The sequence below is a fragment of the Sebaldella sp. S0638 genome (assembly GCF_024158605.1).
In the GTDB taxonomy this organism is placed as follows: Bacteria; Fusobacteriota; Fusobacteriia; order Fusobacteriales; family Leptotrichiaceae; genus Sebaldella.
Genome location: NZ_JAMZGM010000046.1, coordinates 1 through 16,645 on the forward strand (window position 1 = coordinate 1; position 16,645 = coordinate 16,645).

The 16,645-nt window shown below is 33.7% G+C and carries 10 protein-coding genes; 2 read left to right on the plus strand and 8 right to left on the minus strand.

What is annotated here, in order from left to right; all coding sequences use genetic code 11:
• Window positions 1-45 precede the first annotated feature (45 nt).
• From NK213_RS12520 to NK213_RS12550, 7 genes are all read right to left on the minus strand, one after another.
• Window positions 46-252, minus strand: a complete 207-nt coding sequence (locus NK213_RS12520; RefSeq protein WP_253349655.1) for a hypothetical protein — start codon at window positions 250-252, stop codon at window positions 46-48.
• Window positions 253-261: 9 nt separating this feature from the next.
• Complete coding sequence (locus NK213_RS12525; RefSeq protein ID WP_253349657.1) at window positions 262-435, minus strand: hypothetical protein; 174 nt, start codon at window positions 433-435, stop codon at window positions 262-264.
• A 149-nt stretch (window positions 436-584) separates the two neighbouring features.
• Complete coding sequence (locus tag NK213_RS12530) at window positions 585-974, minus strand: hypothetical protein (RefSeq protein WP_253349659.1); 390 nt, start codon at window positions 972-974, stop codon at window positions 585-587.
• Between the two features lie 12 nt (window positions 975-986).
• Complete coding sequence (locus NK213_RS12535) at window positions 987-9,662, minus strand: hemagglutinin repeat-containing protein (RefSeq protein WP_253349661.1); 8,676 nt, start codon at window positions 9,660-9,662, stop codon at window positions 987-989.
• 210 nt (window positions 9,663-9,872) lie between these two features.
• Entirely contained in the window at window positions 9,873-10,502 is a 630-nt protein-coding gene (locus tag NK213_RS12540; protein ID WP_253349663.1) for a hypothetical protein, read from the minus strand.
• 465 nt (window positions 10,503-10,967) lie between these two features.
• Window positions 10,968-11,642: an outer membrane beta-barrel protein gene (locus tag NK213_RS12545; protein ID WP_253349665.1), complete on the minus strand. Its 675-nt coding sequence runs from the start codon at window positions 11,640-11,642 to the stop codon at window positions 10,968-10,970.
• Window positions 11,643-11,881: 239 nt separating this feature from the next.
• Window positions 11,882-12,661, minus strand: a complete 780-nt coding sequence (locus NK213_RS12550) for a bifunctional 2-polyprenyl-6-hydroxyphenol methylase/3-demethylubiquinol 3-O-methyltransferase UbiG (RefSeq protein WP_253349667.1) — start codon at window positions 12,659-12,661, stop codon at window positions 11,882-11,884.
• A gap of 181 nt (window positions 12,662-12,842) precedes the next feature.
• Between NK213_RS12550 and NK213_RS12555 the strand changes: the two genes are divergently transcribed.
• Window positions 12,843-14,174, plus strand: coding sequence for a sodium:alanine symporter family protein (locus NK213_RS12555; RefSeq protein ID WP_253349669.1), 1,332 nt, complete (start codon window positions 12,843-12,845; stop codon window positions 14,172-14,174).
• A gap of 188 nt (window positions 14,175-14,362) precedes the next feature.
• Window positions 14,363-15,361, plus strand: coding sequence for an L-glyceraldehyde 3-phosphate reductase (gene mgrA, locus NK213_RS12560; protein WP_253349671.1), 999 nt, complete (start codon window positions 14,363-14,365; stop codon window positions 15,359-15,361).
• A gap of 379 nt (window positions 15,362-15,740) precedes the next feature.
• Here the strand turns inward: mgrA and NK213_RS12565 are convergent, their stop codons facing one another.
• Entirely contained in the window at window positions 15,741-16,634 is an 894-nt protein-coding gene (locus NK213_RS12565; protein WP_253349672.1) for a PHP domain-containing protein, read from the minus strand.
• Window positions 16,635-16,645 lie beyond the last annotated feature (11 nt).

Consider the following 16,645-nt stretch of genomic DNA (forward strand, 5'->3'; position numbering starts at 1 on the left):
TGGGTTTATTACTCCTTACCAGGCTAGATTCAATTTCTTTGGATCCTAATGTTCCCATTTTGCTTGACCATTACAATCATACACATACTCATCAGTTTGTTTGAAAGAATAATTAAAGATAGCTTCATATTTACCATCTGGATGGTCTATTATGTACTCATATACCCTTATTTTAAAATCTCCTTTTTTTAGAAAGTCTAAAAACTCTAAACTTACATTATATTCAGAATAATTTTTTTTTATTATTATCATTTTTTTCTCCTACCTTTTATTTTCTGTCCCTCCGTATGAAATAATTTTTTCGAATAAATCACGAATTATAAATTGTTTTTTCTTAGTGTCAACATATTTTATTCCTGGACTTCCATCAGCTAATGTAACATCTGAATACTTCATAGTGTTTGTTCTTGAACTAAATGCTTCTGCTTTATTCATATAATCCTCAATACTTGTAGCACCTACTTCATCCTTATGAGTCTGATAATGATAAGCTACTGAACTTTCTGCACTTGGAGCTACATTTGGATTTTTTGGAAAATCTTTAGCCTACTTAGACGAGACCCCATTATTAATTATTTTAATCATTATAATTTTATCAATTTTACATGATCTCCATGAGATTCCATAAAAAAAGAAAAATCTTCACATAATATCCATGTATAAAAACCTATACATTCAATGTCATAGTAATACTTATAAAAATCACTCATTTTTATTTTTATTGGAGTTAATTCAAAATTATCCCAATATATGTAAACTTTCTTATCATGTACTTTAAGAAATCGTTCTAATTTTTGGATTTCATTATAATTAAATATCATCTTATTTTCTATTCTTGACCAGTCGTATTTTAAAATTTCAGATTTAATTTTTGGAATTCTTAAATTATTAAGTATTTTATCCAACTTTTTGAATTCTACTAACTCCAATGTTCCATCCAAAAGTCCTAATAACTCATTATAAAATTCTGACATTTTACCACCTTTTTACTTATTTAAATTTTTTAAAATTTGTTCAAAAGTCTTTTCATCTCCATCAAAGGGTATTGCATATTTCAGCGCTTTCTCGCCTTTTCCTAATCTAAAATCTTCAACATTTATGTGCATTCCTTTCTGAGGGTCATAATCCACTCTCCACCTCACCTTTCCATCAATACTTTGTCGTCCTACTACTTTCCCATATCCTATGCTTCTATCCATTGTCCCATAGTATGGTTCAGTTTGTCCAATATCATCAATGAATTCAAAAGCCTTATTTCTAGCCTGTTCATATGTTTTTGCGCCTTCAATAATTTTCTCTCTTGAAATTTGATTTCCTAAATTGTTATTTTTAGAAGCCTCCAAAACCTTGCTATTCAGATCATCTAAATTATTTTCTATAGGTACTTTTTCTGTATATACATTTCCAAATGGATCTATATAACTATTTACCTCATATTTCTTACTAAATAATCCATTTAACGTACTTCCTACATCTTCCCATTTCCCCATTTCTGCTAACTTTGAATTCGCTCCAAAATATAATACATCCGTTACTAAACTTTGGTATTCTTCTGGAACTCCTACTGATGTATACTTTACTCCTGTTTCTATTGTACCTCTTATTATATTATTCTTACCATATGTTTCTGGAAATAAAGTATCCATTATATCTGAATAAAAATCATTTGCTAATATTCCACAGCCACCTATTGTTGATACACATCCTAAAACTCCCAGATTATAACCTGATATCTTCACATCTAACATTTTTTGCCCTAATATAGCTGACTCTGTCTCTGCTAAATTCGAACCTATTACATAATTTGTTCCTACTCCCCAAGAATCTACTGTACCTATTTTTGTTATCGTCCCTGGAATTCCTCCATTATCCTTCATATCTTGATAAAAAGTATTTAAATCTCCCCCTAATAATGGGCCTGTTCTCAATGATTCTTGAACTACTAATTCTCCATTTTCAGTTTTACCTACTACCTTTATCTGATAACCATTATAATTAGTCCCTTCAAATAAATTATTCCACATATGACCCCAAACACCTGTACTTGGATATTTCTCTTCCAATGGTTTCAAAGCATCATATTCTTGTTGGCTTACCACTCTTGTATTAGTATCTAAATTTTTATCTGTTTCCCCATTAAGTTTTTTGACCTCATTATCTGATAATTTCGACGTTTCCTTATCCATCACTATGATGGTTACTAGCGCTTCCTTGGCTTTTTTTGTACTACTTCCATCTGTATCTTCAACTATTTTTTTTAATCCTTTTGTTGTTCCCTCTGGCTTATTTACCTGTTCTACTATATCTTTACTTACTCTTAATTTCCCATCTGTTACTGCATCTAAAACCTTATCTGTATTGTTCACCACTACTTTTGTGCTTACATTCACCACTTTTTTGGCATCTTTTTTTACTTCTTTACAAACTTCATTTTTATTACATAAATTGTTTATACCTATGGCTGTATTTTTAGCTTTCTTTGTTCCCCAATTTATAAAACCATTTATTGAATAATCCCTATAATCCAAATCTTCCGGATCTATTGAACCATATATCCCATTCCCTATATTTAATACTTTACTTCCTTTTATTTCATCATAAAAAGCATTTCCTTCTCCTGTTATATCCTTTCGCCCTATTGAAGTAAATCCTTCTTCCTGCCTGTGCGATAATGTGTCTTTAGTTACTTCTTTTTCTTTCTGGTCATACACGTATGGATTACTTGGATTATAATGATTCATTTCAAACATTAATGTATTATAGACACTTTTTGCATCTGATACATCTGTTTTACTTGGATCTATAAATACTACCAGCATACCATCTTCACGTAGAAAAGCTCCCGCTTCATCTCCTTTTGATTCATCTGCAAATAATACTAATATTGGAGTATCTTTATCTATTCCATGATCACCCCTCATGCTATTTGCTGACTCATTTGCCAGTAATAGTACCTGCTCCGCCTTTTCTTCTGGAGATAAATTTGTTTTTTTATTGAACTCATCATACTTCTTTTTCATTGTCAAAGTATTTGTCATATCTGAATCTGTATTTCTCAAAGTTCCTACAAGATTGTCAAGAAAATTACTTTCTTCATTATTCATTGTTACCTGAATAGCTTTTATTATATCACCAGGAAGCTGCACCAGCCCATTCACATCTTTGATAAACTGATTTCTTGTCGTCTCATTTAGTAAATCTGTATGAATTTCTGTATCTATTTGCTCTACTACCTTATCCTTCGTCACTACCTGTGCTTTGGTAATATCTGTATTTATTCCAAGCTCTTCTAGATTCAGTTTCTTTCCTGCTTCTGTTACTTCTGTATTAACAAATGTTGCATTACTATCCTGTTGTTTATCATGACTTCCATACTGTATTGATGTCTGTGGAACTACTGTTTTTGGATCTTTTAAACTTATTCCGCTTAATCCTATTCCATAGTTCTCACCTTCATTATAATCTTTCAAATTCTCAATTACAACTTTTTTTGCTTCTATTCCTAATTTACTTTCTTCATTCAGACTTCCTATTACTGCACCAATATTTGTTAATGTTTCTCCTACTTTTATATTTCCGCCATTTTCTCCTATTATACTCGTTTGATTGCTCACCCATTTACTATCCTGATGATTTTCTCCGTAGTTCCCGCCTATTGATGGTCTTGCTGATCCTGTTTCATATTTTGTACCTTCAAGTCTTCCTGATACATTTATTCCTGCTCCGTAATTTTTTCCATCTGATTTATACTCATCCTGTAACGATATTATATTTAGATTCTTCCCTATATCAAAGTTCAGTTTGTCTGCTATTACATTCACTCCTGCAAATGTTGCATCATCTTTTGTGGTAAGCTGGAAAGTCCCTCCTACTCCTATAAATGTATTATCATAATATTTAGAGTTTGTATTTGATTTTCCTCCTGATATATTTAGTCCGCCCATTGCATTGTTGTTTACTATATCATAGCCTATACTTCCACCTACAGAACTTGATTTTGTGCTGTTACTATAAGTGTTTTCCCCAGCCCTTGCTTCAAAGCTTTTAGCATCTACTACAAAGTTTTCTCCAACACTTATTTTCTGATTTACAAGTTTTACATCTCCTTCTGATTCTATTACAAAATTCTTCCCTACATTTATTACTCCTGCTACTGAAATTGTACTACTTGTATTTGATTCATAACTACTCTGACTAAAACTCGCTGATACTGATGCACTTACTAATCCTTTTGCTGCATTTCTTAGATTATCTGGTGATAAATTCCCGTGCTGGAATACATCCTTAACTGCAATATACCCCTTCGTTTCAGCCCATCCTCTTAAATTCCCTGTTAGTCCTGATACACTTCTCAAATCACTTATACCATTTCCAAGAGTATTTATTGTCTGTGATGTATTATCAAATCCATAATCTTTAACATTACCTGCTACATCACTCACTGTATTAGCCAGTTGTGCGGGTGTAAATCCTACATTAAGACTAACTCCTACTGTTGTTGTCTTCTGCTTTATCTTTTCTTCATACACTTCCTTAGCATCAAGAAGTTCTACTCCGTTTACTCCTCTTATTACCAAATTCTCACCAATATTAGCCTGCATTGCTTCTGTTCTTACTCTGTTTCCTGCATCTATTACTGTACTTCCTTCTGATATTATTGATGATACTGCTACTGTTGTCCCATTTCTCTGCTGCTCTAGACTGCTTTTGCTATAACTTACTCCAGCTGTAAAGCTTCCCCCGCCACTTGCTAAGTTTGTACTAAATCCACTTTTCTTTTCCTTAAATGAATAACTGTTATCAAGTGTGTCAACCAGTATATTTACGTCATTGCCAGCAACCATTGAGATATTCCCGCCGGTATTCTCTATTCCACTTTTTACTGCTGCTATAGTAGACGCCCTTACATTTATATCATTTGATGCATCTAGTATTATATTATTTCCAACTACTGTACTTCCTGCTGCATATTCCTGATAACTCTTTTCCTCTATTGAATGTGTTGACATAAAGCCGTTATCTGTCTGCTTTGTCTCTTTTCTTATTGATTCCACTTCATTCAATATATTTATATTTTCAGCTGTCATTTGCACTGTACCATCTGATGCTACTGTACTTCCTTTTACTGTTATATCTCTTCCTGCATTTAATATTACATTGTCTGTTCCTATTACTTCTGAACCTATCTTTTGTACTGAATCATAGTTTGCATAATTATCTCCGCTTGAACCTGATCTGTCTGAACCGTTCAGTGTTAGACTTCCTATTGTAATATTTTCCTTTACATCTATTATTGTTGTTGCTCCACTCACTCTTCCAGCTTCTGATATATAGTTTTTACCTTCTATATATGTCATTCCTTCTGATTCTATACTTCCCACACTTAATATACTGTCATGTTGTGTACTATTTCTGCTGTTTGTATACTGCTGTGTTCTTGAAGTACTGCTGCTGTTTATTATGTCTCCATTTTCAACTACTAGTGCTACTGATTCTATTCCTTTTATTCTTCCACCAATATTTTCTATATTTCCTGCTGTGGCTATTACTGTTACTTCATTTCCTCTTATTTCTGCAAGCTCATTGGTATTTGTTACATTATATACTCTTCCTGCATTTACATAAGTTACTCCGCCATTTCCTATCAGCTGTCCGTTATTTCTTAACTCATCTGCATTTATCGCTGTTAATTCAAGTCCGCCTATCTTATTTCTTCCATCTGGTTCTATTGTAGCCAGTGTTGCCTGACTTAAATATACCTTTGGTACTAATACTTTTTCCCCGTTTACTACTTCGTACTCATACCAGATTACATCACTCTTCAAAGCTTTTACCTGATCTGCTGTTAAAGCTACTCCTACTGTAAGCTGTAAATCCTTTTGAAGTTCTACAGAATTATCTAACATTGCTTTCATCAGTTCACTGTCACTTAAACCATTTATAAATCTAGTTCCTAATTTCTCTGTTAGTGTTCTTGTTACCAGAAGATATTCATAATATGCATCTCCGAGTCTTCTTGCTTTATTCCAGTCACTTCCTTCATCATAACCTATTCTTGATAAATAATAATCACTTCCATAAAAATTATTTAAGTTTATATATTTACTTCTTGTTTCCATCAAATATTTTGATGTTGGATCATTTGATGTACTAAAAAGACTGCTCTGTGCTGCTAAAGGATTTATTGGTAATATTCCTGTTGCTTTTATATCAAGAATCGGATCCATATTCTTTATTATTACTATCTGTCCTGATCCACCATCACCTGATTTTGTATTCAGTGTCTTTTTATCTACAAATCCTCCACCTGCTGTACTTCCTGTAATTATCTGTGAGTTTGTATCTATTTCAGGTGTTAATATCAGGTTCCCTGTATTTATTATGAGATTTCTTGCTTCTATTACGCTTGCCTGTCCTGTTACATATGCTATATCTCCATTCCCAAGTCCTCTCCAATACTGAACGTGATATTTCCTGTCACTTCCACTTCCGTAATGTTCCTGTTTGTAATACTCCACACCATCTTTCAGCTGTATTCTGTTTCCCAGTGTCGTGGTATTTGTTATTGTGTTCACTGTTAACTCTGCTGTATTCCCTGCCGATATCTTACCATCTTTATTATTAAGCTCATTTCCTGTTATAGAGATATTATTCCCTGCTGATATATTTGCATATGTAGTTACTGCATTACTCTTTAACTTCCCTTTCAAAGCCACTCCCGGAAACTGAGCTGAACTCGTTCTTATGTACGATCCTTCTGACATTGGATATCTGTCAAAATATCCTTCCACTGCTCCCTGTCTAAAATGCTCGTAATCAGCTGCATTCGGGTCTAATGCCCATAAATCATCTAAAAATATATTGGCTAGTAAAAACTGATACTTTGGCAACTTTAAGGCTGCAAGTAGTCCTGTTCTATACAATCCTTCAAATTTATTTGACTTATTTTCTCCAAGTTTCACTCCTGCCCAGTTTGCTGCCACTTCTGCTGGAGTTAGGATGTATCCGTCCCAAGTTTCGTAATACAGCTCATATTTATTCAGATCTTTTACAGACCCTATATTGTCTATCTTGGTTACTTCCATAGAAATATCCCCGGAACTCTGTATCATTCCTGTTTGATTCAGAAGATAATTTCCTTTTAGATTGATAAGTCCTGTTGACAAAAGTTCTCCGCTTAAATTTTCTAGTGTATTAAATTCTATATCTAATAACTCTCCGCCATATATTGCCATACCTGCATTATTAGTTATCTTATCTGTTGCTATCAGTCCAAGCTGTTCTGAAAAGGCTATTAACTCATTATTTACTATGTTGTAAGCACTTATTCTTCCATTTTCTCCCGTTATCATACTGTTGTTTACTACAGTTCCTGTTCCTTCCAAAACTATTATTTCAGAAGCCAGTTCTGTATTATTAATAATGTCTCTTCCCTTTATCTCTATATACCCTGCTCCTGTTGTTACACCTGAATTCAGTATATCAAGACCATTTACCTGAAGATAATCCTCACCATGTAATGTTCCATTCAGTGTCAGGTTTCCTCCAGAGGTTAGCACTACACTGTTTCCTCTTATCAAGCCTGTATTTCCATAACCTGAAAGACCTGATAATTCAATACTTGCTGATTCTATTGTTCCGCTGTTTGTTAGGTTTGTATTATTAAGTTCTACTTTCTGGTTTGAACCTATATATCCGCCAGCATTGTTAATAAAGGTATTATTAGCTTTAAGTACTCCGTCAGCTGCAAGTGTTCCTGTATTTGTTAAACTTAAAGTTACTAGCTCCATATTCGTAGCACTTATATAGTTTTGGTTAATTATGCTGTTCCCTTTTAATTTCGCATTATCCAATACTATTATTTTATTTGTATTAACAACATTTCCAGATACAACCACATCCAGGTTTTCTGTCAGTACCTCTCCGCTGTTTGTGAATGTAACTCCTCTTGAAACTATCCTGTCCGATACCTTCAATACTCCGGTATTTTTAACATCTTTTGCAGTCAGTGTTCCTCCTGCATTTACTATGTTATTATTTTCAAAATCCTCGTTTACTATCAGGTCACCATTAGTATTCATAGTACCCTGATTTGATACATTTCCTGATGTGCTTATTCCGTTTCCTGTATTTATTTTTCCACTGGTTCTGTTATCTAAATTTTTTGTAGAAAGCTTTTTATTTGTAACTACTTCTCCGCTGTTACCAATATTTTCTGTATTTATATCTCCTTCAGCAACAATATTTCCTGTATTAACAGTATCTTTTGCTGATAAATCTCCTGCTGTCTGGATATTACCAGAGCTATTGAGATTCTTTTCTATCTTTATACTATCTTTTCCGTATAAAGTACCTTGATTTACTGTATTTCCTTTTATATTCAGATTCTTATCAGAAAAAACTTTCCCTGTATTAGTAACATCTCCACCTACAGTTACATTTCCTTCACTTTGCAAATCTGATTTATTAGTTAGACTCTTACCTACTTTTATTTCATCTTTTCCATAAACCAGATCAGAAGCTTCAAGATTACCTCTTACTTCTAATGAGCCCTCTGATAAAAGCTGTCCATTACTCTTAGTATCTCCTCCAACAGTAATATTCCCTTTTGAATACACTGTTACATTACTTTCAAGATTCCCAGTTACTTCCAGTTCACCAGCCTGAGTCCCTGATCCTTTCAGTGAAGTTTTATCAGCTTCTATCTTCACTTTACCTTCTGAATAAGTCGAAGACTCCTGTGTAAATTCCTTAGCTTTTATATCTATACTTTCCTTAGCCTGCATTCTATTAGTAACTATCGTTCCATCTGCATTTATTCTCAATACACGCTCAGAAATAACGTCTCCGTTAACTCCAACATTACCGTTAACTGCTACTATCTTTATCTGATTTCCGTATACGCTTCCAAATGCTGATGATGATATCAAAAGTTCATTATTATTCGTTCCTTGCTTTGTATATTCCTTTGTATCAGGATTATAGTCAAAGTTTCCGGCTATTAAATCTACTTCTGCATCCTTAGCATGTATCTGACCGTCTATATTAATACTTTTCGACAACAGTGCAAGATATCTTACCCCTTCTGCATTTATACCGTCACGCCCTACTGTTATATCTCCACCCCTAATATTAAAAGGAAGAAGATTCCCATTTCCGTCTACATCCACTCTTGATGTAGTGAACATCACTTTATCAAAATTTATGAAGCCTGTATTATTCAAATAGAATCCATTCGTTGATGAGAAAACCATGTCTGTCTTATTACTTGACATCACCTCAAGAAATGCTTCTATTTCTACTCTGTTATTTCCACCTACCCTGTTCAGTATCAGCCTTGCTGCCTGTTCCTTACTAAGATTAGGATTAGCTGCCATCATTCCTGCAAGATAACTTCTTCCTACACCTTCACCAAAGTTGTTAAATACTACTCCTTCTTTAGTTTGGAAGTTCTCAAAATCATTTACACTTATACCTTTATTATTCGGCGTATTTATATTTATTATCGCAGCCTGTCCATTTTGAGCTCTGTCTATACTTGTATTTTGATTTGCATTCCTATCTAACTTTATATCTGCGAACATAAAGCTATTTAGCATTCCCAATAAAAGACCTATTGCTATGTTCCTGTTTATGAACCTTTCCCATTTACCTTTCTTCACTTATTCCCTCCTGTTTTACTTTTTTCATACTCCCTTTTTTCCTTCCTAAAATTTTGTGATTCTTATTAAATATATTAATTTATAAAGTTTATATAGCACATTTATTAATAATTGAATAAAAAATGTTATTTTAGAATATTTCTTCTGCTTTTCCCATAACTTAAAATGAGATATTTAAGATATCTTTTTAAAAATATTCAATTTTCTACACTAGCTTATACTCACTACTCCTATACCATAATTTATCTCTTCTATTTTTCTGCTTAACTCCCTATTTCTTAGTTTTGTACATCCGGAAATCAATTTAAAACTCCTGTCAATTGCTCTTGTTATTTTCTTTCCCATACTGTGCTTTATGTTCCTTCTATCTATTTTCCTTACTTCTTTTTCCAAGTCTTCAAAGTATTCTCTTAATTCTTCACCTTTCAACTGCATACTTTCTTCAGTAATATTTTCCTCAAGAAAACTTTTTATCCCGGTATTATCAATCCCCAAATCTATTAATCCCACGAGCTCTTTAAACTTTTCTTCATTCTGATTTTGAAGTTTGTTTATCCAACCCAGTAAAATTACTGGCAGACTTTCTACTATTCTCTTACCTGTTTCCTTCTCCATTAACTCATAGAGCTCATACCTGTTTATGTCCCTGTTCAGAGTACTCACACTGTATCCTGTTTTAAAACTCCACTCTTCAAAATCCTGATAACAGTTCATTTTCTCTCTTATTTCCTTACAATCTTTCCCTCTAATTAATGTTTCAGACAAGGATTTTTGCTTCTCATTCTTTAATCTTTCCGCTGTTTTACTACATTTCTCTGCTAAATTAAGTTTTTCTTTCATAAATCCTCCTTTGCCATTTCCTTTTATTAAAAAAGCCGATGATTATATTTCGTTATAACTATCGACTTCACTTTATATATTTTACTATACCGTTAGTTAATTGTCAATTTCTAATATATCTATTTTCAGATAATTTACATTTACATTTATTAATTAATTTACTAAAATAATATTTTTTATTTCCTCCTTATTTTTTAGGCAAAGTGTCAGGTTTTTTTATAGTGATCTAACAGTTGTTTTAGTACATCCTCATTACTGTGCTTTCTTAATTTTTTTTACATTATAACCTAAATTTTTCAAGCCTTTAGCCCAACTGTCACCCCTGTTAGAAACTGCATTAACCGAATAAACACTTTTGTCTGAATCAAAGCTTCTTTTGGACATACCAGAATTTTTTTATAAAATAAAAATATCAAATATACTTTAACATGCATATTTGATACTATTATTTATACTTTCTTTTTATTAAAATTCAAACTGATATCCAAATGATAGAGTCAGCTTCTGTACATCAAAATCATAGTCATGACTAAATCCTTCTTTATCAGTATAATTATATATTTTCTCTTCTGCTTTAGAATATGTTATATCATATGTCAGATCTACTAAAAAGTTCTTATACTCTACTCCAAATCCTAATCCGTAATACATCCCATTCTTCATTTCAGAGTTATATTCTTCTACCAATCTTCCGTCGTAGAAATTAGTTAACTTTACACTTGTATCTCCAGAGTTTATTGAATATCCCAAATTAGCCTTAACATACGGATTAATCCCTGTTGGATTTCTAAAAACATATCTTGCTGTTATGTATAACGGTATACTTGATAAATTACCAGAATCATAGATGTAATCTAAATTTTCTTTTGTTGCTCTTACATTCCCCGGTTGATCCATGTTGCTTAGTCCGTATTCCAAACCAGCACCTATCTGTAAATTTGGAAATACTTCCCTTCTATATTCTACTCCCAGACGTAATCCATTCTCCACAAACTTGTCTAAATCATATTCAGAATAAATATCTTCATCAAAATTAGTAACACTTGATAAATCATATCCTCCTCTTACTTCTATAATATTTCCCTCTGCATAAGCCAATGAACCAGCTAATATTCCAATAATCAGCAATATTTTTTTCATTTTTCCTCCTAATATTAATTATTTTTTCAATAAATTATTAGTATCATATATCACTGATAAATGTCAATTACTTTTAAAATTTTAATACAATATTTAATTTTCCGGAAAATTAATATACACCTGTATCTTCTACATTTTCTACTCTTAAAATTCTATATACTTTTTTATTCTCCAGGCTTTCCAAAATTTTTATTATATAGAAAGTTTAATTTACAGAAAATTTTAGCACTCCCTCGAAATTATATCTTCTGCAAAAGCCACGTTACGCCTTTTACATTTTCTTCAAGATCTTCATATTCATTTTTCTGGCTTTGAATATAACCTGTAAATATGCTTTTCTTTTCCGGAAACTTCTTTATCAGCTCTTCCGCTCTTTTTTCTATAAACGCCATCTCTGCATCACTGCCGACTTCCTGCTCTGCGCTGACTGTTATTTCAGCGGCAACTCTCAAACCTAATTTTTCAAATATACAAAGCCACTCATCATAAGGCAGATACTCATAATTTTTATACTTTATACTCTCAGCGGAACTAATCAGATAAGCTTCATCAATCAATATAAAGCCATTATCCTTTATAGTCTTTTTCAATTTCCTCAGTGTTTCCTCTGGATTCCCCAAGACATTTCCCACAGCTCCAAAAATCACAATATCATAATCTTTTTCCATAGTAACTGCCTCATTTATATCTCCCAAAACAAATTCGCACAAATGCGAAACTTCATATTCCACACTTTTCTTTCGGGCGAATTCTATAAAATCACCGATTATGTCAATTCCTTTTACATGAATCCCCAGGCTTTCCGCCAGCTTCACAGAAACAGCCCCTTTACCGCACCCAAGATCCAGCACTTCAAAATTTTCATAATGCTTTATATTTTTTCTGATTAATTCTTCCATATCGTAAGGGCTGCTGCCTATTTCCCATAAATCACAAAGCAGATACGGAATATATTCAAGCAGTTCTGTTGTTTCTGCAGTAAGTGATTTTGCCAGTTTTTCCTCAGTCTCTTTTTCCATAAACACCTCCTGTTTTTTATATAATAACATTTAAATACCAAAAGTTTAAGTACTCAAATTTTCCCAGCTTTCATTACATATATAAAACTTATCTTAAGATAAAATATTGTTATTTTTATAAATGTATAAAATATGATAAAATCTAGGAAACGTTATTACTAATTAAGAGGAGAGAACATTTATGGAGAATTTTATTCAGTTGTTAAATAAAATTAATGACTTCGTCTGGGGGTTACCCCTCATAATACTGCTGCTTGGAACAGGGATATATTACACGTTCCTGCTGAAAGGGCTTCAGTTTAGAAAACTTGGTCATTCATTATATTTAGCATTTATCAAAAGAAAAGAAGAAGGAAACAGCGGAGAAGGAGATATTTCACACTTTCAGGCATTAATGACTGCACTTGCAGGAACTGTGGGAACTGGTAATATCGCAGGAGTTGCCGGAGCAATATCTGTAGGCGGTCCGGGTGCATTATTCTGGATGTGGATGACAGGATTTTTCGGTATGGCTACTAAATACAGCGAAGCTGTCCTTGCGGTGAAGTATAGAAAAGTTGATGAAAACGGAAATATGATCGGCGGTCCTATGTACTATCTTCAGGAAGGGCTTAACTCAAAATTTCTCGGGGTACTATTTGCAATATTTGCTGTTATTGCCTCATTCGGTATAGGTAATACTGTTCAGGTATCAGAAGTAGCCTCTGCCATGAAAACGAGTTTTAATGTAGATCAGAGAATCACAGGACTCATTCTTCTTGTTCTCACAGGTTCGGTTATCCTTGGGGGAATTCAGAGAATAGGACGTTTTACATCTGCCATAGTACCCACAATGATTATTTTTTATGTGGTAAGTTCTCTTATTATTATATTTATGCATTATGACAAAGTAATTCCCGCATTTATTCTGATTTTTAAATCGGCATTTATTCCACAGGCGGCTATCGGAGGGACATTTGGTGCTCTTCTTAGTAAGACCATACAAAAAGGTGTCTCACGTGGTATATTTTCCAATGAGTCGGGTCTGGGAAGTTCTCCTATTGCTGCAGCTGCAGCAAAAACAAATGATCCTGTTTCACAGGCACTTGTTTCAATGACACAGACTTTTATTGATACTATTATAGTTTGTACCATGACAGGTCTTATTATAGTTATGAGCGGAGCTACAGAAGGTACAGGAGCAGTTCTCACGGAAAGAGCCTTTAGTATTCTTCTGCCGGGAGAATTGGGAGGAATTATAGTTACTGTAAGTTTGATATTTTTTGCTTACTCCACAATACTCGGCTGGGCATATTACGGTGAAAAAGCACTTGAGTACCTCGCAGGAGAAAAATCTATCATGGTCTACAGAATTGTTTTTACACTTGCGATTTATCTCGGGATAATATTCAGCAAGGGCGTCTGGGTATTTTCCGACATTGCCAATGGTCTGATGGCGCTTCCGAACCTTATAGGTCTTTTATTCCTTGCCAAAGTGGTAAAAAGTGAAACAAACAGATTTCTGAATAAATAAAAACAATATATACTTATTAAACCGGAAGGCATTCTTCCGGTTTTTATGTTACGGTATTTCCTTTACAAGTCAGAAAAATTCATGTATTATTATATTATCAGAACTGTTTTGGAGACAGATTTCTTTATAAAGTGTCTGTTTACCAACAGCATGCTGAAATATTTTGTTACTGAATGGAGATGAATGTAATGCTTTACCTCGCTGATGAAAAAAGATACACTTCCATGAAATATAACAGGTGTGGAAGAAGCGGATTAAAACTGCCTGCCATTTCTTTGGGACTTTGGCATAATTTCGGTACCATGGACAAATATGAAAATATGCGTGAAATGATAAGAACTGCGTTTGATCTGGGAATAACACACTTTGACCTTGCTAATAACTACGGCCCTGTTCTGGGATCTGCAGAAGAAAATTTTGGGAGAATGCTGGCCGATGATCTGAAACCATATCGTGACGAGCTTATTATATCTTCAAAAGCCGGTTATACTATGTGGCCCGAACCATACGGCGACTGGGGGTCTAAAAAATACCTGATTTCCAGTCTTGATCAAAGTCTGAAAAGAATGGGACTGGACTATGTAGATATATTTTATTCGCACAGATTTGATCCTGATACTCCTCTTGAAGAAACTATGGGTGCTCTTGCACAGATAGTACGTCAGGGTAAGGCTTTATATGTTGGTCTTTCGAACTATACTGCGGAGCAGACAAAAGAAGCAGACAGAATCCTGAGTGAACTTGGAATAAAATGTCTTATACACCAGCCGAGATATTCAATGTTTGAAAGATGGATAGAAGACGGACTGCAGGATGTGCTTTCGGAAAAAGGAATAGGAAGTATAGCTTTCTGCCCGCTGGCACAAGGACTTCTTACCAATAAATATATAAACGGCGTACCGGAAGATTCTAGAGCCGGGAAGCCATGGGAGATTTCATTAAATTCTGAAAGTATAACTGCTGATAAAATAGAAAAAGTAAGAAAGCTTGATGAAATAGCCAAAAAAAGAAACCAAAGTCTTGCACAAATGGCTCTTGCATGGACTCTGCGCGGCGGGAAAGTAACTTCTGCATTAATAGGTGCCAGCAAATCGAGCCAGATCGTAGAAAATGTGCATGCACTGGATAATCTTGAATTCAGCAGAGAAGAACTGGAAGCTGTGGAAAATATACTAAAAGGTGTGTAAATTTTATTTTATGATAATTTTACAGTCTTTTGATAAAATAAAAAAACAGAGTATATGAGGATTTACATGCTCTGTTTTTCTTGACTAAAATTATTGAGTATATTTTCAAAAACCTATAAAAGGTTCTGTTAATATTAACTGATTATTTTACATTTCAAATATATATGATAAATTTCTTTTCTAATTTAAACGATCTGAAAATTTCTGAATAAAATAACATTATTTTAGCACTATTTATTGTTCTTGATTATTATACATGAAATGAATGCTTTTGTCGATTAAATTTTTTTACCAAATCTTTGCTCAAAAGAATACCGGCCTCCTAAAATCTAATGATTGCAGGGAACCGGTATTATTATATTTAATTTTTTTTGTGATGTTATTTTATATTTCTTATGAAATTTTCTATTATTTTTTTCTCGGTATTTTTATCACAGCCGCAGCCTCCAAGCTGTATGGCAGGCTTGGTTTTCCCGTGAAAATCACTTCCGCACGTTATGATACAGCCTCTTTTTTCTGCTTCTTCCCTGTAAAATGAAATCTGCTCACCGCTGTGATAACTGCTGTATACTTCCATCCCTTTTACCCCTGAGTCCAAAATTCCGTCGAACAGCTTCTTATCCTCATGAATATTTTTTCCCGGATGTGCCAGAATCGGTATTCCTCCTGCTCTGTTTATCAGATCTACTGCTTCTTTTAACGAAATATAGCTGATTGGTATATATGCAGGCTTTCCCTGTGCACATATATCCCAGTAAAAATTCACATATGGATTATCACTTCTGGAACCACCTTCAAGATAAGGCTTTATCAGAGAATTATCTTTATTTTCAGGTTCGTAAATAGATGCTTCTGCTATATCTTCTCCGATAATAATGCCGTTTTTCATAATCTTGTTCAGTTTGTCACGGTTAACATATATTCCTGTTTCCTCCACAAGTCTCAGCCTTTCAGGACTTGCTTTTTTCTCCTGTCCGAGTATACTCTCTTCCAGCGCTTCAAACTCTTTCATACTGTAATCAATATAATACCCAAGTACATGAAGATCTACTCCCTCATATGTACAGTCTATCTCTATTGCAGGCACTACTTCTACACCCAGTTCATTCCCGGTATTTACAGCTTCTTCCACCCCCTTGACAGAATTATGGTCTGCTACGGCTATATACTTCAAACCGGCATCCTTACACATCTGTACCAGTACAGACGGCTTGAATTCCCCGTCATCACTATACATAGTGTGCATGTGAAGATCAATAATATTTTTTATCATTTCTTTCCCTC

What these genes read in the sequence shown, in the direction of transcription:
- NK213_RS12550 (WP_253349667.1), bottom strand. Translation starts at nt 12,661, where the DNA reads ATGGAAAAAGAGACTGAGGAAAAACTGGCAAAATCACTTACTGCAGAA.
- NK213_RS12545 (WP_253349665.1), bottom strand. Translation starts at nt 11,642, where the DNA reads ATGAAAAAAATATTGCTGATTATTGGAATATTAGCTGGTTCATTGGCT.
- NK213_RS12540 (WP_253349663.1), bottom strand. Translation starts at nt 10,502, where the DNA reads ATGAAAGAAAAACTTAATTTAGCAGAGAAATGTAGTAAAACAGCGGAA.
- mgrA (WP_253349671.1), top strand. Translation starts at nt 14,363, where the DNA reads ATGCTTTACCTCGCTGATGAAAAAAGATACACTTCCATGAAATATAAC.
- NK213_RS12530 (WP_253349659.1), bottom strand. Translation starts at nt 974, where the DNA reads ATGTCAGAATTTTATAATGAGTTATTAGGACTTTTGGATGGAACATTG.
- NK213_RS12555 (WP_253349669.1), top strand. Translation starts at nt 12,843, where the DNA reads ATGGAGAATTTTATTCAGTTGTTAAATAAAATTAATGACTTCGTCTGG.
- NK213_RS12520 (WP_253349655.1), bottom strand. Translation starts at nt 252, where the DNA reads ATGATAATAATAAAAAAAAATTATTCTGAATATAATGTAAGTTTAGAG.
- NK213_RS12565 (WP_253349672.1), bottom strand. Translation starts at nt 16,634, where the DNA reads ATGATAAAAAATATTATTGATCTTCACATGCACACTATGTATAGTGAT.
- NK213_RS12525 (WP_253349657.1), bottom strand. Translation starts at nt 435, where the DNA reads ATGAATAAAGCAGAAGCATTTAGTTCAAGAACAAACACTATGAAGTAT.